We start from the raw sequence: 23,992 nt of genomic DNA on the forward strand, positions 1-23,992 counted from the left end.
GGGTCGAAAGTCTCCGCCAAATTGTCGTTACTCCTCCTTTTATGCTCCTAAATCTCCGTTCTGTAAGGGTTTTCCTTTAATCCGCGCCTTGACGGTGTGGTGGGCGCATTCCTATAGTGTGCGCAAGTGGCGGAAAGTGGCATGAAGTGGGTTTTTTGAGCTCAAAACGATAAAAATTGGAGAAACGCAGACGTGTTTCGCGGAGCTAACGCTATCAGTCTCGACGCAAAGGGCCGTCTCGCTATGCCGAGCCGGTACCGTGACGAGCTCGATTCGCGCAGTTCCGGCCAATTGATCGTGACCATTGATGCCGTTGATCCGTGTCTGTGTGTCTATCCGCTCGACGAGTGGGAAATTATTGAAACCAAGTTGCGCGCACTCCCTTCGCTTCGCGAAGAGAACCGCCGCTTGCAGCGTTTATTGATCGGCAACGCCGTCGACCTCGAGCTCGATGGCAGTGGCCGTTTTCTGGTTCCACCGCGTTTGCGCGAATACGCCAGGCTCGATAAGCGCGCGATGCTGGTAGGCCAACTGAACAAGTTCCAATTGTGGGACGAGGATGCATGGAATGCGGTATCTGCCGCTGACCTTGCTGCCATTCAACAACCGGGCGCGATGCCTGATGAACTGCGTGATTTGATCCTGTGACTATTGATAGCGGCTTTAACCACATCACCGTACTGCTTGACGAAGCCGTCGAGGCTCTCGCCGTACGTCCTGATGGCTGCTATCTGGACGGCACGTTCGGGCGCGGCGGACACAGCCGGTTGATCCTCAGCCAGCTTGGCACGGACGGTCGGCTCATCGGATTCGACAAAGATCCACAAGCGATTGCCACCGGGCAAACGCTAGCGGCCGAAGACGGCCGCTTTGTCGTTGTGCAGCGCAGCTTTGCCGAGCTCGGTTCCGTCGTCGCTGAACAAGGTCTGAGCGGCAAGGTCAGCGGTATTCTGCTCGACCTCGGCGTGTCTTCGCCGCAGCTCGATGACGCTGAGCGCGGCTTCAGTTTCCTTAACGACGGCCCGCTGGACATGCGCATGGATCCGTCCCGCGGCATCAGCGCTGCCGAGTTCGTCAACACTGCGCCGGCTGAAGAAATCGCCCGGGTGTTCAAGGAATACGGCGAAGAGCGTTTCTCTGGGCGCATGGCGCGTGCCGTGGCCGAGCGTCGCGATATCAAGCCGTTCGAGCGCACCGCCGATCTGGCTGAAGTGTTGAAAGTCGCCAACCCGGCATGGGAAAAGGGCAAGAACCCGGCCACCCGTGCATTCCAGGGTTTGCGCATTCACGTCAACAACGAACTGGGTGATCTCGAAGCCGGCCTCGAAGCCGCACTGGATGCTCTGGAAGTTGGCGGCCGTCTGGTGGTGATCAGCTTCCACTCGCTGGAAGACCGTATCGTCAAACTGTTCATGCGCAAGCTAGTGAAAGGCGAAGCCGACAACCTGCCGCGCAACCTGCCCGTTCGCCACGTCGCGTTCGAACCGAAAATCAAAGTCCATGGCAAAGCGCAGACGGCCTCCGACGCCGAACTCAAAGCCAACCCACGTTCCCGTAGCGCCGTCATGCGCGTCGCGGAGAAGCTGCGGTGAGCAAGCTTTTCGCCAAGCCACTGCCCGGCGGCAGCTTTCTGATGCTGCTGCTGTTCATCGGCGTGCTCGTCTCGGCCATCGCCGTGTCGTACAGCGCGCACTGGAACCGACAGTTGCTCAATACCCTTTATAACGAACTCAGCGTGCGCGACAAGGCGCAGGCCGAGTGGGGCCGTCTGATTCTTGAGCAGAGCACCTGGACCGCACACAGCCGCATCGAAGTGCTGGCCACCGAACAACTGAAAATGCACATTCCCGGCGCGGCTGACGTGAAGATGGTGGCGCCATGATGAAACTCGAAGGCGCACTGTTCCCATGGCGCTTCCGCCTGATGGTGGCGCTGCTCGGCGTGATGGTCGCGGCGATCTGCTGGCGCATCATCGACCTGCAAGTGGTTGACCGTGACTTCCTCAAAGGTCAGGGCGATGCGCGCAGCCTGCGTCACATTCCGATTCCGGCTCACCGTGGTCTGATCACCGACCGTAACGGCGAACCGTTGGCCGTGAGTACCCCGGTGACCACGCTGTGGGCCAACGCCAAGGAAATGCAAACGGCGAAAGAGAAGTGGCCGGCACTCGCTGCCGCGCTGGGGCAGGACCCGAAAGCCCTGACCGAACGCCTCGAAGCCCAGGCCAACAAAGAATTCATTTATCTGGTGCGCGGGCTGACCCCCGAGCAGGGCCAGTCTGTGCTCGATCTGAAAGTGCCGGGCGTTTATGGCATCGAAGAATTCCGCCGGTTCTATCCGGCCGGTGAAGTCACCGCACACATGGTCGGGTTTACCGACATCGACGACCACGGTCGCGAAGGTGTCGAACTGGCTTATGACGAATGGCTCGCCGGGGTGCCGGGCAAACGACAGGTCATCAAGGATCGGCGCGGACGGCTGATCAAGGATGTCCAGGTCACCAAAAACGCCAAGGCCGGCAAGCCCTTGGCGTTGTCCATTGACCTGCGTCTGCAATATCTGGCCAACCGCGAACTGCGTAACGCGATCATCGAGAACGGCGCCAAGGCCGGCAGTCTGGTGATCATGGATGTCAAGACCGGCGAGATTCTGGCCATGGTCAACCAGCCGACCTACAACCCGAACAACCGTCGCAACCTGCAACCGGCGATGATGCGTAACCGCGCGATGATCGACGTGTTCGAGCCGGGTTCGACCATGAAAGCCATCTCGATGGCCGCTGCAATCGAAACCGGCCGCTGGAAACCGAGCGACACCGTCGAGGTGTATCCGGGCTCCCTGCAGATCGGCAAGTACACGATCAAGGACGTTTCCAAGAGTGAAGGGCCGGTGCTCGACCTGACCGGCATCCTGATCAATTCCAGTAACGTTGGCATGAGTAAGGTCGCGTTCGATATCGGCGGCGAAACCATTTTCCGCCTCGCGCAGAAAGTCGGTCTTGGCCAGGACACCGGCCTTGGCTTCCCGGGCGAACGTGTCGGCAACCTGCCGAACTACCGCGATTGGCGCAAGGCTGAAACCGCAACGCTTTCTTACGGCTACGGTATTTCCGTAACCGCGATTCAACTCGTCCACGCGTTCTCGGCGCTGGCCAACAACGGTCGTCTCGCGCCGCTGACCCTGATCAAAACCGACAAGCCACCGCAGACCACGCAAGTGCTGCCGGAAGCCGTCGCGAAAACCTTGCAAGGCATGCTTACCCAGGTGATCGAAGCGCCACGCGGCGTGTTCCGTGCGCAGGTGCCGGCGTATCACGTGGCGGGCAAGTCGGGTACTGCGCGCAAGACTTCGGTGGGCACCAAGGGCTACGCGGAAAATTCTTACCGCTCGTTGTTCGCCGGTTTCGGCCCGATGAGCGATCCGCGTTACGCGATCGTTGTGGTGATCGATGAACCAAGCAAGGCCGGTTACTTCGGTGGTCTGGTTTCCGCGCCGGTGTTCAGCCGTGTGATGTCCGGCACCCTGCGTCTGATGAACGTGACGCCGGACAACTTGCCGACGACGCAACAAGCCAACGCTACCCCGGTCATTCCGCTGAAAGCCAATGGAGGGCGCGGCTGATGTCATTAAGTCTGAACAAGATATTCCCCCACGCCGGCCACGATCTGTTGATCCGTGAATTGGCGCTGGACAGCCGCAACGTGCGCGCGGGCGATTTGTTCCTCGCCGTGCCTGGCGGCAAATTCGATGGCCGTGCACACATTGCCGATGCCCTGCAACGTGGCGCAGCTGCGGTTGCTTATGAAGTGGAAGGCGCCACCGTGCTGCCGATCACTGACGTGCCGCTGATTCCGGTCAAAGGCCTGGCAGCGCAGCTGTCGGACATCGCCGGGCGTTTTTACGGTGAGCCAAGCCATCATCTGAACCTGATCGGTGTGACCGGCACCAACGGCAAGACCAGCGTGACCCAATTGGTTGCGCAGGCGCTGGACCTGCTCGGTCAGCATTGCGGCATCGTCGGCACCTTGGGTTCCGGCTTCTATGGCGCACTGCAAAGCGGTCTGCACACCACGCCGAATCCGATCGCTGTGCAAGCGACCTTGGGCGACCTGAAAAAGGCCGGCGCCAAAGCCGTGGCCATGGAAGTATCGTCCCACGGTCTGGATCAGGGCCGCGTCACTGCGCTGGCGTTCGACGTCGCAGTGATGACCAACCTGTCCCGCGACCACCTTGACTATCACGGCACCATGCAGGCGTACGCAGAGGCCAAGGCCAAGCTGTTCGCCTGGAATGATCTGAAGTGCCGTGTGGTCAACCTCGACGACGATTTTGGCCGGCAACTGGCCGCTGAAAAACGCGAATCGCGCTTGATCACCTACAGCCTGCTCGACAGCAGCGCTTACCTGTTCTGCCGTGAAGCGCAGTTCGACGACCACGGTGTGCGCGCCACATTGGTGACGCCGCAGGGCGAGCATCATCTGCGCAGCACGCTGCTCGGCCGCTTCAACCTGAGCAACGTACTGGCAGCCGTCGGTGCCTTGCTCGGTCTGGATTACGCGCTCGACGAAATTCTCAAAGTACTGCCGAAACTCGAAGGCCCGGCCGGGCGCATGCAGCGTCTTGGCGGTGGCAATCAGCCTTTGGTGGTGGTCGATTACGCCCACACCCCGGATGCGCTGGAAAAAGTCCTGAGCGCATTGCGCCCGCACGTCAAAGGTCAACTGCTGTGCCTGTTTGGCTGCGGCGGTGATCGTGATCGCGGCAAACGTCCGTTGATGGCCGAAGTGGTCGAGCGTCTGGCTGATCAAGTGCTGGTTACCGACGACAACCCGCGTACTGAAGACCCTGCAGTGATTTTCGACGACATCCGCGCCGGTTTCACGGCTGTGGATAAAGTCACCTTCGTCGCCGGCCGTGGTCAGGCGATTGCACAACTGATTGCCGGCGCCTCGGCTGATGACGTGATTGTCCTGGCCGGTAAAGGTCATGAGGACTACCAGGAAATCAACGGCGAGCGCCATACCTTCTCCGATCTGGTCGAGGCTGATCACGCCCTGACCGCGTGGGAGGTGGCCCATGCTTAAGGCCCTCAAACTCAGCGAACTGACCAACGCGCTCGACGCACGTTTGATCGCCGCCGATGCCAGCTTCGACGGCGTCAGCATCGACAGCCGCGCGATTCAGCCCGGCCAACTGTTTATTGCATTGACCGGTCCGCGTTTCGACGGTCATGACTATTTGAATGACGTCGCTGCAAAAGGCGCCGTGGCTGCGCTGGTCGAGCGCGAAGTCGCCGACAGCACCTTGCCGCAACTGCTGGTCAAAGACACCCGTCAGGCCCTCGGCCAATTGGGTGCGCTGAACCGTGCTGCCTTCACTCAACCAGTCGCCGCGATCACCGGTTCCAGCGGCAAGACCACGGTCAAGGAGATGCTCGCGAGCATCCTGCGCACCCGCGGTCCGGTACTGGCGACCCGTGGCAATCTGAACAACGACCTCGGCGCGCCGCTGACCCTGCTCGAACTGGCCCCGGAGCACACCTCGGCGGTGATCGAACTGGGCGCCTCGCGTCTCGGCGAAATCGCTTACACCGTTGGCCTGACCAAGCCTCACGTGGCGATCCTCAACAATGCCGGCACCGCGCACGTCGGTGAGTTTGGCGGCCCGGAAAAAATCGTCGAAGCCAAAGGCGAAATCATCGACGGGCTGGCGGCTGATGGTGTCGCCGTGCTCAACCTCGATGACAAAGCCTTCGGTATCTGGAAGACCCGTGCGGGCGCTCGCAAGGTGCTGACTTTCGCCCTGAACAACGTTCAGGCTGACTTCTACGCCAGCGACCTGAGCACCGATGCACGCGGTTGCCCGGCCTTCAATCTGCACACACCTGAAGGTGTCGAGCGCGTTCAACTGAACCTGCTCGGCACCCACAACGTCGCCAATTCCATGGCCGCCGCCGCTGCCGCTCACGCCCTGGGTGTGTCGCTGTTCGGCATCGCCACCGGGCTTGGCGCCGTGCAACCGGTCAAGGGTCGCACCGTCGCGCAACTGGCGAAGAACGGTATGCGCGTGATCGATGACACTTACAACGCAAACCCCACCTCGATGTGCGCGGCCGTTGATATACTCGCCGGCTTTTCCGGCCGCACCGTCCTGGTGCTCGGAGATATCGGCGAGTTGGGCGATTGGGCGGAGCAGGGGCACCGCGACGTGGGCGAGTACGCCCGGGGCAAGGTTTCCGCGCTTTATGCCGTTGGGCCAAACATGGTTCACGCCGTAAACGCTTTCGGTGAACAGGCGTATCACTTCGGCACGCAAGCCGAACTGATTCAGGCCCTCGACGCCGAGCAGGACACAAACACCACCATTTTGATCAAGGGTTCGCGCAGTGCAGCGATGGAAAACATCGTTGCGGCTCTGTGCGGGTCCAGTCTGGAGAAACATTAATGCTGCTGCTGCTAGCGGAGTATCTGCAACAGTTCTACAAAGGCTTCGCGGTCTTTCAGTACCTGACCCTGCGCGGGATTCTCGGTGTGCTGACCGCGCTGGTTTTGTCGCTGTGCTATGGCCCGTGGATGATCCGCACTTTGCAGAACCGTCAGATCGGCCAGTCCGTTCGTAACGACGGTCCGCAATCGCACCTGTCCAAGTCGGGTACACCGACCATGGGCGGCGCACTGATTCTGTCGTCGATCGGCGTCAGCACCTTGCTTTGGGCTGACCTGAGCAACCGCTACGTCTGGACTGTTTTGCTGGTGACCTTGCTGTTCGGCGCCATCGGCTGGGTCGACGATTACCGCAAAGTCATCGAGAAGAACTCCCGTGGCTTGCCGAGCCGCTGGAAGTATTTCTGGCAGTCGGTGTTCGGCCTCGGCGCGGCGATCTTCCTTTATATGACCGCTTCCACGCCGGTGGAAACCACGCTGATTCTGCCGATGCTCAAGGACTACAGCATTCCGCTGGGCTTGGGCTTCATCGTGCTGACTTACTTTGTGATCGTCGGCTCGAGCAACGCGGTCAACCTGACTGACGGCCTTGATGGCCTGGCAATCATGCCGACCGTGATGGTCGGCGGTGGCCTCGGCATCTTCTGCTACCTGTCGGGTAACGTGAAATTCGCTGAATACCTGTTGATCCCTTACGTGCCGGGCGCGGGCGAACTGATCGTGTTCTGCGGCGCGCTGATCGGTGCCGGCCTCGGCTTCCTCTGGTTCAACACCTATCCGGCGCAAGTGTTCATGGGTGACGTCGGTGCACTGGCACTCGGCGCGGCACTGGGCACCATCGCGGTGATCGTCCGTCAGGAAATCGTCCTGTTCATCATGGGCGGCGTGTTCGTGATGGAAACCCTGTCAGTCGTCATTCAGGTTGCGTCCTTTAAGCTGACCGGTCGCCGTGTGTTCCGCATGGCACCGATACACCACCACTTTGAACTCAAGGGCTGGCCCGAGCCGCGCGTGATCGTCCGTTTCTGGATCATCACCGTGATTCTCGTGTTGGTCGGCCTTGCCACCCTGAAGCTGAGGTAGAACGAGTGTCTCTGATCGCTTCTGACCACTTCCGCATCGTTGTCGGCCTCGGCAAGAGCGGCATGTCCCTGGTTCGCTTCCTGGCGAACCGGGGCACGTCGTTTGCCGTGGCGGACACGCGGGAAAATCCACCGGAACTGGCCACGCTCAAGCGTGACTATCCGCACGTGGAAGTGCGTTGTGGCGAGCTGGACGTCGAATTCCTCTGCCGTGCCGACGAGCTCTACGTGAGCCCCGGCCTGGCGCTGGCGACCCCGGCCCTGCAAGCCGCCGCGGCCCGTGGCGTGAAACTGTCCGGCGACATCGAGCTGTTCGCGCGTAACGCGCGGGCGCCGATCGTGGCCATCAGCGGTTCCAACGCGAAGAGCACCGTCACCACCCTGGTTGGCGAGATGGCGGCTGCGGCCGGCAAACGCGTCGCCGTCGGCGGTAACCTCGGCACCCCGGCGCTGGATCTACTCAGCGACGACGTCGAGCTGTACGTGATGGAACTGTCGAGTTTCCAACTGGAAACCACCGACCAGCTCAACGCTGAAGTGGCCACCGTGCTGAACATCAGCGAAGACCACATGGATCGCTACAGCGGTCTGCCGGCGTACCACCTGGCCAAGCATCGGATTTTCCGTGGCGCGAAGCAGTTCGTGGTCAACCGTCAGGATGCGCTGACCCGTCCGTTGATGGGCGAGGGCCAGCCGTGCTGGACCTTCGGTCTGACCAAACCGGATTTCAAAGCCTTCGGTATCCGCGAAGAAGACGGCGAGAAATACCTGGCCTTCGAATTCCAGAACCTGATGCCCGTGCGTGAACTGAAGATTCGTGGCGCACACAACCAGTCCAACGCCCTCGCGGCATTGGCGCTTGGGCATGCCGTGGGCCTGCCGTTCGACGCCATGCTCTCGGCCCTGCGCACTTTCGCCGGTCTCGAACATCGCTGCCAGTGGGTACGTGATCTCGACGGTGTGGCGTATTACAACGATTCCAAAGCCACCAACGTTGGTGCCGCTCTGGCCGCCATCGAAGGCCTGGGTGCGGACATCGACGGCAAGGTCATCCTGATTGCCGGTGGCGATGGCAAGGGTGCCGAATTCAACGATCTGCGTGATCCGGTGGCGGCCAACTGTCGCGCCGTGATCCTGATGGGCCGTGACTCCGACAAGATCGGCGATGCCATCGGTGATGCCGTGCCATTGATTCGCGCGACCTCACTGGTTGACGCCGTTGCGCAATGCCGCTCTGCCGCCCAACCGGGTGACGTCGTGCTGCTGTCGCCGGCCTGCGCCAGTTTCGACATGTTCAAGAATTATGAAGACCGTGGTCACCAGTTCGTCCGCGCTGTGGAGGAACTGGCATGAGTCTGTTCAATATCATCAAGCCGTACCCGTCGCCGATCATCACCGGGCGCGGCATCGACCTCGATTTCCCGATGCTCGCCGGTTGCCTGGCACTGCTCGGTCTTGGCCTGATCATGATTGCCTCGGCGTCCACCGAAGTGGCGGCGGCGCAGTCGGGCAGCCCGCTGTATTACATGATTCGCCACCTTATTTATGTGGTACTCGGACTGGGCGCGTGCATCGTCACCATGATGATTCCGATCGCCACCTGGCAACGTCTCGGCTGGTTGATGCTGATCGGTGCGTTCGGCTTGTTGGTGATGGTGATCATCCCCGGCATCGGTCGCGAAGTGAACGGTTCGATGCGCTGGATCGGTTTCAGCTTCTTCAACGTGCAGCCGTCCGAGATCGCCAAAGTGTTCGTGGTGATCTACCTCGCCGGTTATCTGGTGCGGCGTCAGAAGGAAGTGCGCGAGAGCTGGATGGGCTTCTTCAAACCATTCATCGTGCTGCTGCCGATGGCCGGCCTGTTGCTGATGGAGCCGGACTTCGGTGCCACTGTGGTGATGATGGGCGCTGCGGCGGCCATGCTATTCCTCGGCGGGGTCGGGTTGTTCCGCTTCTCGCTGATGGTGGTGTTGGCGGTCGGGGCCGTGGTCTTGCTGATTCAAATGCAGCCTTACCGTATGGCGCGTCTGACCAACTTCGCTGACCCCTGGGCTGACCAGTTCGGCGCCGGTTATCAGTTGTCGCAAGCCTTGATCGCTTTCGGTCGTGGCGAATGGCTGGGTGTGGGCCTGGGCAACAGCGTGCAGAAGCAGTTCTACCTGCCGGAAGCGCACACCGACTTCGTGTTCTCGGTATTGGCTGAAGAACTCGGCGCGGTGGGTTCGCTGTGCACCGTCGCGTTGTTCGTGTTCGTGTGTATTCGCGGCATGTACATCGGCTTGTGGGCGGAGAAAGCCAAGCAGTTCTTCGCCGCTTATGTGGCTTACGGTTTGTCGTTCCTGTGGATTGGTCAGTTCCTGATCAACATCGGTGTGAACGTCGGCCTGCTGCCCACCAAAGGTCTTACCTTGCCGTTCCTCAGTTACGGCGGCAGTTCGTTGGTGATCTGCTGTGCATGTCTTGGCTTGTTATTGAGGATCGAGTGGGAGAGTCGAACCCACTTGGGCAGTGAAGAGATGGAATTCCATGAGAGCGACTTCGCCGAGGAGCCGAATCATGGGCGCTAACGTATTGATCATGGCCGGCGGAACCGGCGGCCACGTGTTCCCGGCGCTGGCTTGTGCCCGCGAGTTTCAGGCGCGCGGCTACACCGTGCACTGGCTCGGCACGCCACGCGGAATTGAAAACGAACTGGTGCCGGCCGCAGGTCTTGAACTGCACCGCATCAACGCTACGGGCCTGCGTGGCAAGGGCAAGCTGTCGCTGCTCAAGGCGCCGTTCATGCTGCTGAAATCGGTATGGCAGGCGCGTGCGATCATTCGTCGCTTGAAGCCAGTGTGTGTGGTCGGCTTCGGTGGCTATGTGACTGGTCCTGGTGGTCTTGCCGCGAAACTGGCCGGCGTGCCGGTGATCGTTCATGAGCAGAACGCTGTGGCCGGCACCGCCAATCGGTTGCTGGTGCCGTTCGCCGCCCGGGTGTGTGAAGCGTTCCCCGACACCTTTACTCTGTCGGACACCCGCCGTACCACCGGAAACCCGGTGCGCAGCGAGCTGTTCCTCGACACATCGCGACCTGCTCTGGCCGGTCGCAAAGCGCGTTTGCTGATCCTCGGCGGAAGCCTTGGTGCAGAACCGTTGAACAAGTTGCTGCCTGAAGCCCTGGCCCAAGTCGCTGCCGATTTGCGCCCGGAAGTGTTTCATCAGGCCGGCAAAAACCACGATGAAGTGACTGCAGAGCGCTACCGCGCCGCCGGCGTCGATGCGCAGGTGCAGCCGTTCATCAAAGACATGGCCCAGGCCTATGGCTGGGCTGACCTGGTGGTGTGCCGCGCAGGCGCGTTGACCATCAGTGAGCTGGCTGCCGCCGGTCTGCCCTCGATGCTGGTGCCTTTGCCCCACGCGATCGACGATCACCAGACCCGCAACGCCGATTATTTGGCCCGTGAAGGCGCAGCCTTCCTGATGCCGCAAAGAACGACTGGTGCCGCGGACCTTGCCGCGCGCCTGACAGAGGTCTTGATGCAACCGCAACGACTCGAAGATATGGCCCAAGCGGCCCGCCGTCTGGCGAAACCCGATGCCACCCGTAGCGTGGTCGATACCTGTCTGGAGGTGGCCCATGGTTGAGAATCAGAAAGCCATGCCGCAACCGGAAATGCGCCGCATCCGTCGCATCCACTTCGTCGGCATCGGCGGCGTGGGCATGTGCGGTATTGCCGAAGTGTTGTTGAACCTGGGCTATGAAGTGTCCGGTTCCGACCTGAAAGCCTCGCCGGTGACCGAGCGTCTGGAATCGTTCGGCGCGCATATTTTCATCGGCCACCGTGCCGAGAACGCTGCGACCGCCGATGTGCTGGTGGTGTCGAGCGCTGTGAACACCTCCAACCCGGAAGTGGCGACTGCGCTTGAGCGTCGTATCCCGGTGGTGCCGCGCGCAGAAATGCTCGCTGAGCTGATGCGCTATCGCCACGGCATCGCCGTCGCCGGTACGCACGGCAAAACCACCACCACCAGCCTGATCGCTTCGGTGTTCGCCGCCGGTGGTCTGGACCCGACGTTCGTGATTGGTGGCCGTCTGAATGCTGCGGGCACCAATGCCCAGCTCGGCACCAGTCGTTACCTGATCGCCGAAGCCGATGAAAGCGATGCGAGCTTCCTGCATCTGCAACCGCTGGTGGCCGTGGTCACCAATATCGACGCCGACCACATGGCGACCTACGACGGTGACTTCAACAAACTGAAGAAAACCTTCGTCGAGTTCCTGCACAACCTGCCGTTCTACGGTTTGGCGGTGATGTGCCTGGACGATCCGGTGGTGCGCGAAATCCTGCCGCTGGTGAAACGTCCGACCGTGACCTACGGCTTCAGCGAAGACGCTGACGTGCGCGCGATCAATATCCGCCAGCAAGGCATGCAGACCTTCTTCACCGTGCTGCGCCCTGATCGCGAGCCGCTGGACGTGTCGGTGAACATGCCCGGCAACCACAACGTACTCAACTCGCTGGCGACCATCTGTATTGCCACCGACGAAGGCGTCAGCGATGAAGCCATCGTCCAGGGCCTGTCGGGCTTTCAGGGTGTCGGTCGACGCTTCCAGGTCTACGGCGAACTGCCGGTGGACGGCGGCAACGTGATGCTGGTCGATGACTATGGTCACCACCCGACCGAAGTCGCGGCGGTGATCAAAGCCGTGCGCGGTGGCTGGCCGGAGCGCCGTCTGGTGATGGTGTATCAGCCGCACCGTTACAGCCGCACCCGCGACCTGTACGACGACTTCGTCAATGTATTGGCCGACGCCAACGTGCTGCTGCTGATGGAAGTCTATCCGGCCGGCGAAGAGCCGATCCCGGGCGCCGATAGCCGCAAGCTGTGCAACAGCATCCGCCAGCGCGGCCAGCTCGACCCGATCTACATCGAGCGCGGCGTCGATCTGGCGCCGCTGGTCAAGCCGCTGCTGCGTGCCGGCGACATCCTGCTGTGCCAGGGCGCCGGTGATATCGGCGGTCTCGCGCCGAAGCTGTTGAAAAGTGAATTGTTCGCTGGCGCCGTGGCGGCGTCGGTCGAGGGGAAGTTGAAATGACTGCTGCCTACGCCAACCTGTTCTCCACCATCGCGCCGAAAGACTTCGGTCGTGTCGCCGTGCTCTTTGGCGGGCTGAGTGCCGAGCGTGAGGTTTCGCTGAAATCCGGTAACGCCGTACTTGAAGCGCTGCAAAGTGCTGGCGTGGACGCATTCGGCATCGACGTTGGCGACGACATTCTGCAACGTCTGCTCAGCGAAAAGATCGACCGCGCGTTCATCATTCTTCACGGCCGTGGCGGTGAAGACGGCTCCATGCAGGGCCTGCTCGAAGTGGCGGGCATTCCGTACACCGGCAGTGGCATTCTGGCCTCCGCACTGGCGATGGACAAACTGCGCACCAAGCAGGTCTGGCACAGCCTCGGGATTCCGACGCCGCGTCACGCCGTGCTGTGCAGCGAAGCCGATTGTATTTCGGCGGCGACGGAACTGGGCTTCCCTTTGATCGTCAAACCGGCGCATGAAGGTTCAAGTATCGGGATGGCCAAAGTGAGTTCTGCGTCCGAGTTGATCGACGCATGGAAAGCGGCCAGTACCTACGATTCGCAAGTCTTGGTTGAGCAATGGATTCAAGGTCCGGAGTTCACCATCGCCACCCTGCGTGACCAGGTGTTGCCTCCTATCGCCCTGGGTACACCGCACACGTTCTACGACTACGACGCCAAGTACATCGCCAACGATACCCAGTACCGCATTCCGTGCGGGCTGGATGCCGCCAAGGAACAGCAACTCATGGATCTCACGGCGAAGGCCTGTGAGGCGCTGGGTATTGCCGGTTGGGGCAGGGCGGACGTGATGCAGGACGCCGACGGGCAGTTCTGGTTTCTGGAAGTGAACACCGCTCCGGGCATGACCGATCACAGTCTGGTGCCAATGGCGGCCCGTGCGGCCGGTCTGGATTTCCAGCAACTGGTTCTGGCCATTCTGGCCGCCAGTGTTGAAGACGCTCGAGGTTAAGACGATGCAAGGCGCTCAGCTCCGACATCAGCCTCCCGCACCCGGCCGCAAGCCGGTGCCACGGGGTGCCAGCCGAATGGTGGCGAAAGAGCCGATGTCCGCGCGCCTGCCGAAAGCCAATTTCAGCTTTCTGAAAAGTCTGTTCTGGCCGGTGCTGTTGGTGGTGCTGGGCTTTGGTACTTACGAAGGCGCAACGCGTTTGCTGCCGTACGCCGACCGGCCGATCACCAAGATCGCCGTGCAGGGCGACCTCAGCTACATCAGCCAGCAAGCGGTGCAGCAGCGAATCGCCCCGTTTGTGGCGTCGAGCTTCTTCACCATCGATTTGGCCGGTATGCGTACCGAGCTTGAGCAGATGCCGTGGATCGCCCACGCCGAAGTCCGTCGCGTGTGGCCGGACCAAGTGGTGATCCGCCTCGAAGAGCAACTGCCAGTGGCACGTTGGGGCGACGAGTCGTTATTGAACAACCAAGGCCAGGCGTTTACGCCAAAGGAATTGGCGAACTACGAACACCTGCCACAGCTGTTCGGCCCACAACGGGCCCAGCAGCAAGTCATGCAGCAGTATCAGGTGTTGAGCCAGATGCTGCGGCCGTTGGGCTTCTCGATTGCGCGCCTGGAATTGCGTGAACGCGGGAGTTGGTTCCTGACCACCGGTGCCGGCAGTTCCGGCCCCGGCATCGAGTTGTTGCTGGGACGCGGCAACCTGGTGGAAAAGATGCGCCGCTTCATCGCCATCTATGACAAGACACTTAAAGACCAGATTACGAACATTGCGCGCATCGATCTGCGCTACGCCAACGGCCTCGCTGTTGGCTGGCGGGAACCAGTAGCGCCGACGACAGCCCAACCCGCTGTCGCAAAGAATTAAGAAGAGGCAGGACCCATGGCAAACGTGCAAAGCGGCAAAATGATCGTCGGTCTCGATATCGGCACCTCCAAGGTGGTGGCGCTGGTCGGCGAGGTCTCCGACGACGGCTCGCTGGAAATCGTCGGGATCGGTACCCATCCGTCCCGTGGCCTGAAGAAGGGCGTGGTGGTCAACATCGAGTCCACCGTGCAATCGATCCAGCGCGCGATCGAAGAAGCCCAACTGATGGCGGGCTGCCGCATTCACTCGGCGTTCGTCGGCGTGGCGGGCAATCACATCCGCAGCCTGAACTCCCACGGCATCGTCGCGATCCGTGATCGCGAAGTCAGCTCGGCCGACCTTGAGCGCGTCCTCGACGCCGCTCAAGCCGTGGCGATTCCGGCTGACCAGCGCGTGCTGCACACCTTGCCGCAGGATTATGTGATCGATAACCAGGAAGGCGTTCGTGAGCCGCTGGGCATGTCCGGCGTGCGTCTGGAAGCCAAGGTTCACGTGGTCACCTGTGCCGTCAACGCCGCACAGAACATTGAAAAGTGCGTGCGTCGCTGTGGCCTGGAAATCGACGACATCATTCTCGAGCAACTGGCCTCGGCCTACTCGGTACTGACCGACGACGAGAAAGAACTGGGCGTGTGCCTGGTCGACATCGGTGGCGGCACCACCGACATCGCGATCTTCACCGAAGGCGCGATCCGTCACACCGCAGTGATCCCGATTGCCGGTGATCAGGTGACCAACGACATCGCCATGGCGTTGCGCACCCCGACCCAGTACGCCGAAGAAATCAAGATCCGCTACGCCTGCGCCCTGGCGAAACTGGCCGGTGCCGGTGAAACCATCAAGGTGCCAAGCGTCGGCGACCGTCCACCGCGCGAACTGTCGCGTCAGGCCCTGGCCGAAGTGGTCGAGCCGCGTTACGACGAACTGTTCACGCTGATTCAGGCCGAGCTGCGTCGCAGCGGCTACGAAGACCTGATCCCGGCCGGCATCGTCCTGACCGGCGGTACTTCGAAGATGGAAGGCGCCACTGAACTGGCCGAGGAAATCTTCCATATGCCGGTACGCCTGGGCGTGCCGCATGGCGTGAAGGGCCTGGATGACGTGGTGCGCAACCCGATTTACTCCACTGGCGTTGGCTTGTTGATGTACGGCCTGCAAAAGCAGTCCGACGGAGTTTCGTTCTCCGGCATCGGCAGCCGCGACAGCTACAGCAACGAAGAGCCACAGGCGCCGTTGCTGGACCGATTGAAGAAGTGGGTCCAAGGCAACTTTTAAAAGCAGCTGGAAGCGTCAAGCTTCGGGCGGCAAGCAGTAGCAGTAGATGCACCGCGACAAAAATGCAGTAGGCGAAAAAACTAGAGAATGTAAGGAGAGGGAAAATGTTCGAACTCGTAGACAACATCCCCGCAAGCCCGGTAATCAAAGTTATCGGTGTTGGCGGTGGCGGCGGCAACGCTGTCAATCATATGGTCAAGAGCAACATCGAAGGCGTTGAATTCATCTGCGCCAACACTGATGCTCAGGCGCTGAAAAACATCGGCGCGCGTACCATTCTGCAACTGGGCACCGGCGTGACCAAAGGTCTGGGCGCCGGCGCCAACCCTGAAGTAGGTCGTCAGGCCGCTCTCGAAGACCGTGAGCGCATTGCCGAAGTCCTGCAGGGCACCAACATGGTGTTCATCACCACTGGCATGGGCGGCGGTACCGGTACCGGTGCTGCGCCGATCATCGCCGAAGTGGCCAAGGAAATGGGCATTCTGACCGTTGCTGTCGTAACGCGTCCGTTCCCGTTCGAAGGCCGCAAGCGTATGCAGATCGCCGATGAAGGCATCCGTATGCTCTCGGAAAGCGTCGACTCGTTGATCACTATTCCCAACGAGAAGCTGCTGACCATCCTCGGTAAAGACGCCAGCCTGCTGTCGGCTTTCGCCAAGGCAGACGATGTACTGGCCGGTGCCGTTCGCGGTATCTCCGACATCATCAAGCGTCCGGGCATGATCAACGTCGACTTCGCCGACGTACGTACCGTGATGAGCGAAATGGGCATGGCGATGATGGGCACTGGCTGCGCCAGTGGTCCGAACCGTGCACGTGAAGCCACTGAAGCGGCCATCCGCAACCCGCTGCTGGAAGACGTGAACCTGCAAGGCGCACGCGGCATCCTGGTGAACATCACCGCCGGTCCTGACCTGTCTCTGGGTGAGTACTCCGACGTGGGTAGCATCATCGAAGCCTTCGCTTCCGAGCACGCGATGGTCAAGGTCGGTACCGTTATCGATCCGGACATGCGCGACGAGCTGCACGTCACCGTGGTTGCCACCGGTCTGGGCGCGAAAATCGAGAAGCCTGTAAAGGTCATCGACAACACCGTTCACACTTCCATGGCTTCCGCCCAGGTGCAACAACCGGCTCCGGCCCGTCAGGAAGCGCCAGCGGTGAATTACCGTGACCTGGACCGTCCGACCGTCATGCGCAACCAGGCTCAGGCTGGTGCTGCGGCTGCCGCGAAGATGAATCCGCAAGATGATCTGGACTACCTGGACATCCCGGCTTTCCTGCGTCGTCAGGCCGATTGATGGAATGTATCAGGGCTATGAAGGTGATTGGTGTTCAGCAAAGGCATGGTCTGCTATCATCGCCAGCCTTTGTTGATACCAGTTCGCAATTTGCGCTGAAGCGGCCCAAGCCATGATTAAACAACGCACACTGAAAAATATTATCCGTGCCACAGGTGTAGGCCTGCACTCCGGTGAGAAGGTCTATCTGACCCTCAAGCCTGCGCCTGTCGACACTGGCATTGTGTTTTGTCGCGCTGACCTCGACCCTGTGGTGCAGATTCCTGCCCGCGCGGAAAACGTCGGTGAAACCACTATGTCGACGACGCTGATTAATGGCGACGTCAAAGTGGACACGGTAGAGCACTTGCTCTCGGCCATGGCTGGCCTGGGCATCGATAACGCCTACGTCGAGCTCTCCGCGTCCGAAGTCCCGATCATGGATGGCAGCGCTGGACCCTTCGTATTCCTGATTCAATCGGCAGGCCTGGAAGAACAGGACGCCGCCAAGAAATTCATCCGCATCCTGCGTGAAGTGACAGTGGAAGACGGCGACAAGCGCGCCACTTTCGTCCCTTTCGAAGGGTTCAAGGTGAGCTTCGAGATCGATTTCGATCACCCGGTATTCCGGGACCGCACCCAAAGTGCAAGCGTGGATTTTTCCAGCACTTCGTTCGTAAAAGAAGTCAGCCGCGCCCGTACCTTTGGTTTCATGAGTGATATCGAGTACCTGCGCAAGCACAACCTCGCACTCGGCGGCAGCGTTGAAAACGCAATCGTGGTCGATGCCGATGGCGTGTTGAACGAAGACGGCCTTCGCTATGAAGACGAATTCGTGAAGCACAAGATCCTCGATGCCATTGGCGACCTGTACCTGCTGGGTAACAGCCTGATTGGTGAGTTCAAGGGCTTCAAGTCCGGCCACGCACTGAACAACCAGCTGCTGCGCAAGTTGATTGAGCAGACAGATGCTTGGGAAGTGGTGACGTTCGAAGACGCCAGCACCGCACCAATCTCTTACATGCGCCCGGTTGCGGCGGTGTAAGTAAAAAACCTCTCTAGTTTTTTGAAGGCCATCCTTGGATGGCCTTTTTTTATGCCTGCAATTGCTCTAGTGCCTGATCTGGCCTCTTCGCGAGCAGGCTCGCTCCCACAGGGGAATGCATTTCAAATGTGGGAGCGAGCCTGCTCGCGAAGGCGTCGGTGCGATCGCCTCAGAACGTTCAGGCAGCCACCACCACCCGATTGCGCCCACTTTCCTTGGCCTGATAAAGCGCCTTGTCCGCCGCAAACAACAACTGCTCCAGCGTCATCTCACTCGCCGCCGTCCAGCTCGCGATGCCAATACTCACCGTCATCGGCCGCTCGGCCCCGTCGACCAATGGCAACTGCTCCACAGCCTGACGAATATGCTCGGCAATCTGCTGCGCGCCATGACCATCGGTCTCGGCGAGAATCACCGAAAACTCCTCACCCCCATAACGCGCTACCAGATCCGCTGGTCGCCGCACACTTTCAGTAATGACCCTAGCCAGCGTTTTCAACGCCTGATCCCCGGCCTGATGCCCATGCCGGTCATTGAAGGCCTTGAAGTGATCGGCATCGATCATCATCACCGACATCGGCTTGCCCGAGCGTTGGGCGCGGAACCACTCATGACGCAACGCTTGATCGAGCATCCGCCGATTGGCCACCCCCGTCAGTGCATCGGTGGCGGCCAGTTGCGCCAGCTCGCGCTCGGCCCGCTGGCGCAAGCGCAACTCGCGGGCCAGCAGCCAGGTCAGCCACAGCAAACCCACGCACAACACCCCCGTGGCGCCGCTGATCAACAGGGCGGTCCGACGCCATGTGCCGAACACCTCGTCGCTGGACAGCGCAACCATCACGATCAACGGCAGATTGCCGACCCGCGAATAGGTATAGAGGCGTTGTTGATGGTCGATGCTGGAAACGCTGTTGAAACTGCCATTGCCACTTTTGTCGCGCAGAATCCGTATGACGTTGGGCCGGTTGCCGAAGCTTTTGCCGATGGAATCACTTTGCAGATAAGGCTTTTGCGCCAGCAGGACGCCGTCGTTGTCGATGATGTTCAACGTGCTGTCTTTGCCAATGTCGAGGCTGTTGAACAACTGGTCGAAGTAATCGAGTTTCATCGACGCCACGGCCACACCGGCGAACTCACCGTTTTCCGAGGAGATCCGTCGACTGAAGCTGATTCGCCACTGGTTGGCTTCGTCGCAGTCGCAACGTGTCTTGAACGGGCGGCTGATAAACATGCCGACATCACGGTTGAATGCGTGGGCGAGGAAATAATCGCGGTCGGCAAAGTTGCCCGGTTTCGGCTCGACCCGCGAAGAGTCGGCAATGACGTTGCCGTGTTTGTCGAGCAGCAGAATGTCGCCCTTGAAGCGCGCGTTGGTGGAGCGGTCGAACAGCGCCAGATGACGGATCTGCGGTGAGACATCCTGCAGGTCATCACGCTGGGCTGCGGCGATCAGGCCTTGCAGCGTCAAGTCGTACAACTCGACGGTGCGCAGCACATCGGCGTCGATCAGTTGCGCGATGGTGGTGGCGCTGCGGGTGGCTGATTCCTGAGCGTTGGCGTGCTCGCGGATCAGCAGGAACGTGACGATGCACAGAATCGCGATCACGGTCAGCGAACTGCCGCAGATCAGCAGCAACTCGGGGCGTCCGGTCTTGCCCGCAACGGGTGGGGTACGGCTCGCGATCATGATTGGGCTGTCGGTTGGGGGGAGTCTTATAAGCGTAGTAGGCCAAACACCACAGCCGAAGCCAGAAACCATGCCCAATGTGGGAGCGAGCCTGCTCGCGAAAGCGCCATGTCATTCAACCTGGATGTCGAATGGTAGACCGCTTTCGCGAGCAGGCTCGCTCCCACAGGGTGCATCGCTGAATTCAAGACGCTGTTATGGCGCCGATCTTAGAAGACGTTGATCGGGTAGTCGATGATGACGCGGTATTCATCTGTATCCGAATCAATCACGCCGTAGCCGTTGCCGCCTCGGTTGGTCGCCCATTGCAGATGCAGCGCCAGATCCTTGGCCTGACCGCTCTGCACCACGTACTGCAAGTCGAGATCGCGTTCCCAGTGTTTGGCGTTGCGGCCATCGGCGCTGTACCAGTTGGAATAGCCTTTGCTGTCGGGGGCAACCTTGGTCAGGTCGACAGTGCCGCGCGAGTAAGACACAGACGAGGTCAGTCCCGGCATGCCGACACCGGCGAAGTCATAAGCGTATTTGAGCTTCCACGAGCGCTCGTTCGGGCCGTTGAAATCGGAGTACTGCTGGGAGTTGTCGAGATAAACGCTGTCGCCCTGGCTGATGTAATCGAACGGCGTATTACCGTTGACCCGCTGATACGCGGCGGTAACGCTGTGATTACCGACGCCAACGGTGAAATGCAGGCTGTAGGTGTTGTTGTCGATGTTGCCCAGCAGTGCATCGCCGGTGTCCTGCGTGTGATAGAAGTGCAGGCCCGGGTTGAGGCTGACCAGGTCGTTCAACTGCCAGGTGTAGTCGAGGTCGTAGTAGTACTGGTTCCAGATGTTCTTCAGCTCGGAGGCGTAAAGACTGCTGGTCAGGCCTTCGACACCGCTCCAGGCCACGCCGGCCCAGTTCAGGTGCTGACTCTCGTCGCCCTCGGCCAATTTCCCGTAGGAAGTGCCGATGCGGGTGTGGCCGCTCTGGTTGTAAGGCTTGGTGAAACTGGCCTGGCCACCTTCAATCAACCAGCCATCGAAGCTGTGGTTGGTCAGGCTCACACCACGGAAGGTCTGCGGCAGCATGCGCGTGTCACCGCCGGCAATCACCGGGTTGGTGAGGAACAGGTCACCGGCCTTCAACTCGGTATCGAACGCGCGCATTTTCAGCGTGCCCCCTGCGGTGGAAAATGCCCCCGGTGCTTTGCCGCCGTTCTCTCTGACCGGCAGGATGCTCGAACCGTCGGTGCCGCCACCGCCATCCAGTTTCAGCCCGAGCATGGCGTGGGCGTCAATGCCGAAACCGAGCGTGCCTTCGGTGTATCCCGACTGGAAAACCCCGAGAAAGCCCTGACCCCACTCGATGTTGTCGTCCGCTTTCTGCAAGCGGTTGCGATTCATGTAGTAGTTGCGGGCGTTGAGGTTGAGGCTCGAACCCTCGACAAAACCTTCTTTGGCAGGCTCGTCGGCGTGAGCGGCAGGGGCAATCGTTGCGGTAATTGCAATGAGCAGCGGGGTGAAGCGAACTGGGTAACGCACGTGCAATGGAGCTCCTTGGGTCAACTGGCGCCTCTATATTTTGAGGCGCTCGATGTTTCTTGTTGTTACAGACGAACCAAACGGCTTTCAGACCACAACGAAAAAAGGCCGCTGAAAGGCAGCGGCCTGGAATGACGACGGTTGAACGGGAAGAGCCAAACAACCGCGTCGAGGGAAACGTTGGCGCGGTGCGCGACTCAGCTGTCTGTCTCGCTTGCTTGAGTCTGGGAAGTGGCAGCCTGCGGAGCTTGCGAGGCGTCCTGAGCCTTGGCCATCACTTCGGCCTGATGCTGATCGAAGGCCTGAGCGCGAGCGACGTTTTGCGCTACGAACGACTGCGATTCTTCAGCCATCGCCATCGGCGACAGGATCAATGAGGACAAAACGAACGCGCTGGCAATACCCATACTGTTGGACATCTTGAAAACCTTCTCGCTTGGCGAGTGCTGTTTGGTGCGGGCAAAGATAAGGTCGCCGGGCGTTGGGAAACAGCGTGATTTTCATAAATGACTGTTACAGCAGAAGCAAAAGTCACCCCCTCACCCCAGCCCTCTCCCCCAGGAGGGCGAGGGGGAAAGGGAGCAGATCTTCGTGCTTTTCAAAGCCTGAGTTCGACTGGATATTTCAGGTCGGTGTAACTCGAGAGAACAACTCGGTCAGTCCCCTCTCCCTCCGGGCGGTCCGACGTTTCGGGAGGGCTAGGGTGAGGGGCTTTTCAGACCGGCAAATAAATCCCGAAGGTATTCATCCCCCGATCACTGCGCACAAACACATCCCCGCCATGCATCAGCGCAATCGCCTTGACGATCGCCAGCCCCAAGCCATGGTTATTACCGCTGTTACTACGGGACGCATCCACCCGATAAAAACGCTCGAACAATCGCGGCAAATGCTCATTGGCAATCGGCGATCCGGGGTTGGCCACTCCAATACTCACCTGATGTTCTTCAACCTCAATGTGAACCTCGATCACCTGACCCGGCCCGGTATGCTGCACCGCATTGCTCAGTAAGTTGATCAACGCCCGACGCAAATGCGCGACCTCGATCTGCACCAGTGCATCACCGCTGACCCGCACTTCAACCTGTGCATCCTCAAGAATGAAATCCAGATATTCCAGCGTCGTCGCCACCTCATCCGCCAGCGAAGTGGAGGTGAGTTTGGTCGCCTTGTTACCCTGATCGGCACTGGCCAGAAACAGCATGTCATTGATGATCGAGCGCAGCCGTTCCAGTTCTTCCAGATTGGATTGCAGCACTTCGAAGTAGTGTTCTGCAGAGCGTCCACGGGTCAGCGCCACTTGCGTCTGGCCAATCAGATTGGTCAGCGGCGAACGCAGTTCATGGGCGACGTCGGCGTTGAACGATTCCAGCCGCGAGTAGGCGACTTCAACCCGTTCCAGCGTCGAGTTGAACGAGTCGACAAATTGCTCAAGCTCCGGTGGCAGCGGTGACAAACGCAAACGCCCGGCGCGTAGTGGTGGCGCCAATCGCTGAGCCTCGTGGGACAGTTTGATCAACGGCTTCAAACCAATCCGGGCGACCCAATAACCTAGCGCCGAGGCCATCAGCACACCGACAATCGCCAGCCCGATCAGGGCGATCAACAGATTGTGCTGAGTCTCATGAAAGGTCTCGGTATCGATGCCGATCATGAAGCGCAGCGGCGGGCGCTGATCTTTGGCCGGCAGCTCGGTCAGCAGTACTTTCAACGGATAAGGATGGTTGGGCAACTGCAGGTCATGCATGCCCAGCGGGCCTTGGGCGAAGGCCCGAATCGCGGCGTCCGGCTGACCGTATTCGTAACCCGGATCGCCGCTCACCGCCCAGAACCGAATGCGTTTGTCCTCTTCGCCGAGCAGCTTCAACTTGGCGTTTATCTTCAGCCAATGCTCTGGCGTGCCAAAGCGATTGAGCGCCGATTCGAGCACGCTATAACGCGCATCCAGCTCGGCTTCCGGGAGCAATCCCAGGCCTTTGTCGACCTGCTGATACAACGCGCCGCCGATCAATAGAAACACCAGCAGCGCCACCAGCGTGAACATTCCACTGAGGCGCAGGGCAATCGAATTACTGGACACCACGGCTCTCCAGCACATAACCCATGCCGCGAATGGTGTGCAGCAACTTCTCGTCGAACGGTCCGTCGAGTTTGGCGCGCAAGCGTTTGATCGCCACTTCGACGACGTTCGCATCGCTGTCGAAATTGATGTCCCAGACCATCTCGGCAATCGCGGTTTTCGAAAGGATTTCACCTTGCCGACGGGCCAGTACGCTAAGCAGCGAAAACTCTTTGGCCGTCAGATCCAGTCGGGTGCCGGCGCGAGTGGCCTTGCGGCTGATCAGATCTATCCACAGGTCGGCGATGCTCACCTGCACCGGTTCATGCCCGCCACTGCGCCGGGTCAGCGCTTGCAGGCGCGCGACCAGTTCAAGGAAGGAAAACGGTTTGCCGAGGTAATCGTCGGCACCGTCGCGCAGGCCTTTGATGCGGTCTTCGACGCGCTCGCGGGCGGTGAGCATGATCACCGGGGTCTGCTTGCGTGCACGCAATGCGCGCAGCACGCCGAAGCCGTCGAGGCCCGGCAACATGACGTCGAGGACGATCACCGCGTAGTCGCTTTCCAGCGCCAGATGCAGACCCTCGACGCCGTCGCGGGCCAGATCCACGGTGTAACCCTGTTCCGTCAGACCGCGGTGTAGATAGTCCGCGGTTTTTTCCTCGTCTTCGATAATCAGAACGCGCAT

At 60.2% G+C, this 23,992-nt stretch carries 21 protein-coding genes; 16 read left to right on the forward strand and 5 right to left on the reverse strand.

Going from position 1 to position 23,992, the window contains the following annotated elements:
- The first annotated feature begins 192 nt into the window (after positions 1–192).
- From mraZ to lpxC, 16 genes are all read left to right on the forward strand, one after another.
- A complete protein-coding gene (gene mraZ / locus ACOYXE_RS27930; RefSeq protein ID WP_090286131.1) occupies positions 193–648 on the forward strand; it encodes a division/cell wall cluster transcriptional repressor MraZ in 456 nt (151 codons plus the stop codon).
- Positions 645–1,592, forward strand: a complete 948-nt coding sequence (gene rsmH, locus ACOYXE_RS27935) for a 16S rRNA (cytosine(1402)-N(4))-methyltransferase RsmH (protein WP_007917010.1) — start codon at positions 645–647, stop codon at positions 1,590–1,592. Before mraZ ends, rsmH begins: the two co-directional genes overlap by 4 nt.
- Complete coding sequence (gene ftsL / locus ACOYXE_RS27940) at positions 1,589–1,882, forward strand: cell division protein FtsL (RefSeq protein ID WP_007917008.1); 294 nt, start codon at positions 1,589–1,591, stop codon at positions 1,880–1,882. The genes rsmH and ftsL overlap by 4 nt, the downstream gene beginning before the upstream one ends.
- Positions 1,882–3,621, forward strand: coding sequence for a peptidoglycan D,D-transpeptidase FtsI family protein (locus tag ACOYXE_RS27945; protein ID WP_174244529.1), 1,740 nt, complete (start codon positions 1,882–1,884; stop codon positions 3,619–3,621). Before ftsL ends, ACOYXE_RS27945 begins: the two co-directional genes overlap by 1 nt.
- Positions 3,621–5,084, forward strand: coding sequence for a UDP-N-acetylmuramoyl-L-alanyl-D-glutamate--2,6-diaminopimelate ligase (locus tag ACOYXE_RS27950; RefSeq protein ID WP_460927053.1), 1,464 nt, complete (start codon positions 3,621–3,623; stop codon positions 5,082–5,084). Before ACOYXE_RS27945 ends, ACOYXE_RS27950 begins: the two co-directional genes overlap by 1 nt.
- Positions 5,077–6,444, forward strand: coding sequence for a UDP-N-acetylmuramoyl-tripeptide--D-alanyl-D-alanine ligase (locus ACOYXE_RS27955; protein ID WP_460927055.1), 1,368 nt, complete (start codon positions 5,077–5,079; stop codon positions 6,442–6,444). Before ACOYXE_RS27950 ends, ACOYXE_RS27955 begins: the two co-directional genes overlap by 8 nt.
- Positions 6,444–7,526, forward strand: coding sequence for a phospho-N-acetylmuramoyl-pentapeptide-transferase (gene mraY / locus ACOYXE_RS27960; RefSeq protein WP_008082775.1), 1,083 nt, complete (start codon positions 6,444–6,446; stop codon positions 7,524–7,526). The genes ACOYXE_RS27955 and mraY overlap by 1 nt, the downstream gene beginning before the upstream one ends.
- Positions 7,527–7,531: 5 nt before the next feature.
- The gene (murD, locus tag ACOYXE_RS27965; protein WP_160059348.1) at positions 7,532–8,878 is read left to right on the forward strand and encodes a UDP-N-acetylmuramoyl-L-alanine--D-glutamate ligase; all 1,347 of its coding nucleotides are present in this window, start codon (positions 7,532–7,534) and stop codon (positions 8,876–8,878) included.
- Positions 8,875–10,092, forward strand: a complete 1,218-nt coding sequence (gene ftsW / locus ACOYXE_RS27970; protein WP_016987575.1) for a putative lipid II flippase FtsW — start codon at positions 8,875–8,877, stop codon at positions 10,090–10,092. Before murD ends, ftsW begins: the two co-directional genes overlap by 4 nt.
- Positions 10,082–11,152, forward strand: a complete 1,071-nt coding sequence (gene murG, locus ACOYXE_RS27975) for an undecaprenyldiphospho-muramoylpentapeptide beta-N-acetylglucosaminyltransferase (protein ID WP_064392864.1) — start codon at positions 10,082–10,084, stop codon at positions 11,150–11,152. The genes ftsW and murG overlap by 11 nt, the downstream gene beginning before the upstream one ends.
- On the forward strand, positions 11,145–12,605 hold the full coding sequence (murC, locus tag ACOYXE_RS27980; RefSeq protein WP_077574475.1) for a UDP-N-acetylmuramate--L-alanine ligase: 1,461 nt from the start codon (positions 11,145–11,147) through the stop codon (positions 12,603–12,605). Before murG ends, murC begins: the two co-directional genes overlap by 8 nt.
- A complete protein-coding gene (locus ACOYXE_RS27985) occupies positions 12,602–13,561 on the forward strand; it encodes a D-alanine--D-alanine ligase (protein WP_160059346.1) in 960 nt (319 codons plus the stop codon). The genes murC and ACOYXE_RS27985 overlap by 4 nt, the downstream gene beginning before the upstream one ends.
- A gap of 4 nt (positions 13,562–13,565) precedes the next feature.
- Positions 13,566–14,432, forward strand: coding sequence for a cell division protein FtsQ/DivIB (locus ACOYXE_RS27990; RefSeq protein WP_160059345.1), 867 nt, complete (start codon positions 13,566–13,568; stop codon positions 14,430–14,432).
- 15 nt (positions 14,433–14,447) lie between these two features.
- The gene (gene ftsA, locus ACOYXE_RS27995) at positions 14,448–15,707 is read left to right on the forward strand and encodes a cell division protein FtsA (RefSeq protein WP_007916987.1); all 1,260 of its coding nucleotides are present in this window, start codon (positions 14,448–14,450) and stop codon (positions 15,705–15,707) included.
- 104 nt (positions 15,708–15,811) lie between these two features.
- The gene (gene ftsZ, locus ACOYXE_RS28000) at positions 15,812–17,008 is read left to right on the forward strand and encodes a cell division protein FtsZ (RefSeq protein WP_016986475.1); all 1,197 of its coding nucleotides are present in this window, start codon (positions 15,812–15,814) and stop codon (positions 17,006–17,008) included.
- Between the two features lie 112 nt (positions 17,009–17,120).
- On the forward strand, positions 17,121–18,032 hold the full coding sequence (gene lpxC, locus ACOYXE_RS28005) for a UDP-3-O-acyl-N-acetylglucosamine deacetylase (protein WP_007916984.1): 912 nt from the start codon (positions 17,121–17,123) through the stop codon (positions 18,030–18,032).
- Positions 18,033–18,210: 178 nt separating this feature from the next.
- Here the strand turns inward: lpxC and ACOYXE_RS28010 are convergent, their stop codons facing one another.
- From ACOYXE_RS28010 to ACOYXE_RS28030, 5 genes are all read right to left on the reverse strand, one after another.
- On the reverse strand, positions 18,211–19,719 hold the full coding sequence (locus ACOYXE_RS28010) for a sensor domain-containing diguanylate cyclase (RefSeq protein WP_460927061.1): 1,509 nt from the start codon (positions 19,717–19,719) through the stop codon (positions 18,211–18,213).
- A gap of 209 nt (positions 19,720–19,928) precedes the next feature.
- Positions 19,929–21,245 carry an OprD family porin gene (locus ACOYXE_RS28015; protein WP_460927063.1) on the reverse strand — a complete coding sequence of 439 codons (1,317 nt, stop codon included), beginning with the start codon at positions 21,243–21,245 and terminating at the stop codon, positions 19,929–19,931.
- A gap of 197 nt (positions 21,246–21,442) precedes the next feature.
- Positions 21,443–21,664 carry a hypothetical protein gene (locus ACOYXE_RS28020; RefSeq protein WP_122599107.1) on the reverse strand — a complete coding sequence of 74 codons (222 nt, stop codon included), beginning with the start codon at positions 21,662–21,664 and terminating at the stop codon, positions 21,443–21,445.
- Positions 21,665–21,960: 296 nt separating this feature from the next.
- Complete coding sequence (locus tag ACOYXE_RS28025) at positions 21,961–23,325, reverse strand: heavy metal sensor histidine kinase (protein ID WP_460927065.1); 1,365 nt, start codon at positions 23,323–23,325, stop codon at positions 21,961–21,963.
- Positions 23,315–23,992 carry a heavy metal response regulator transcription factor gene (locus ACOYXE_RS28030; protein ID WP_007916978.1) on the reverse strand — a complete coding sequence of 226 codons (678 nt, stop codon included), beginning with the start codon at positions 23,990–23,992 and terminating at the stop codon, positions 23,315–23,317. Before ACOYXE_RS28030 ends, ACOYXE_RS28025 begins: the two co-directional genes overlap by 11 nt.

It is taken from the genome of Pseudomonas sp. MC6 (genome assembly GCF_054790575.1).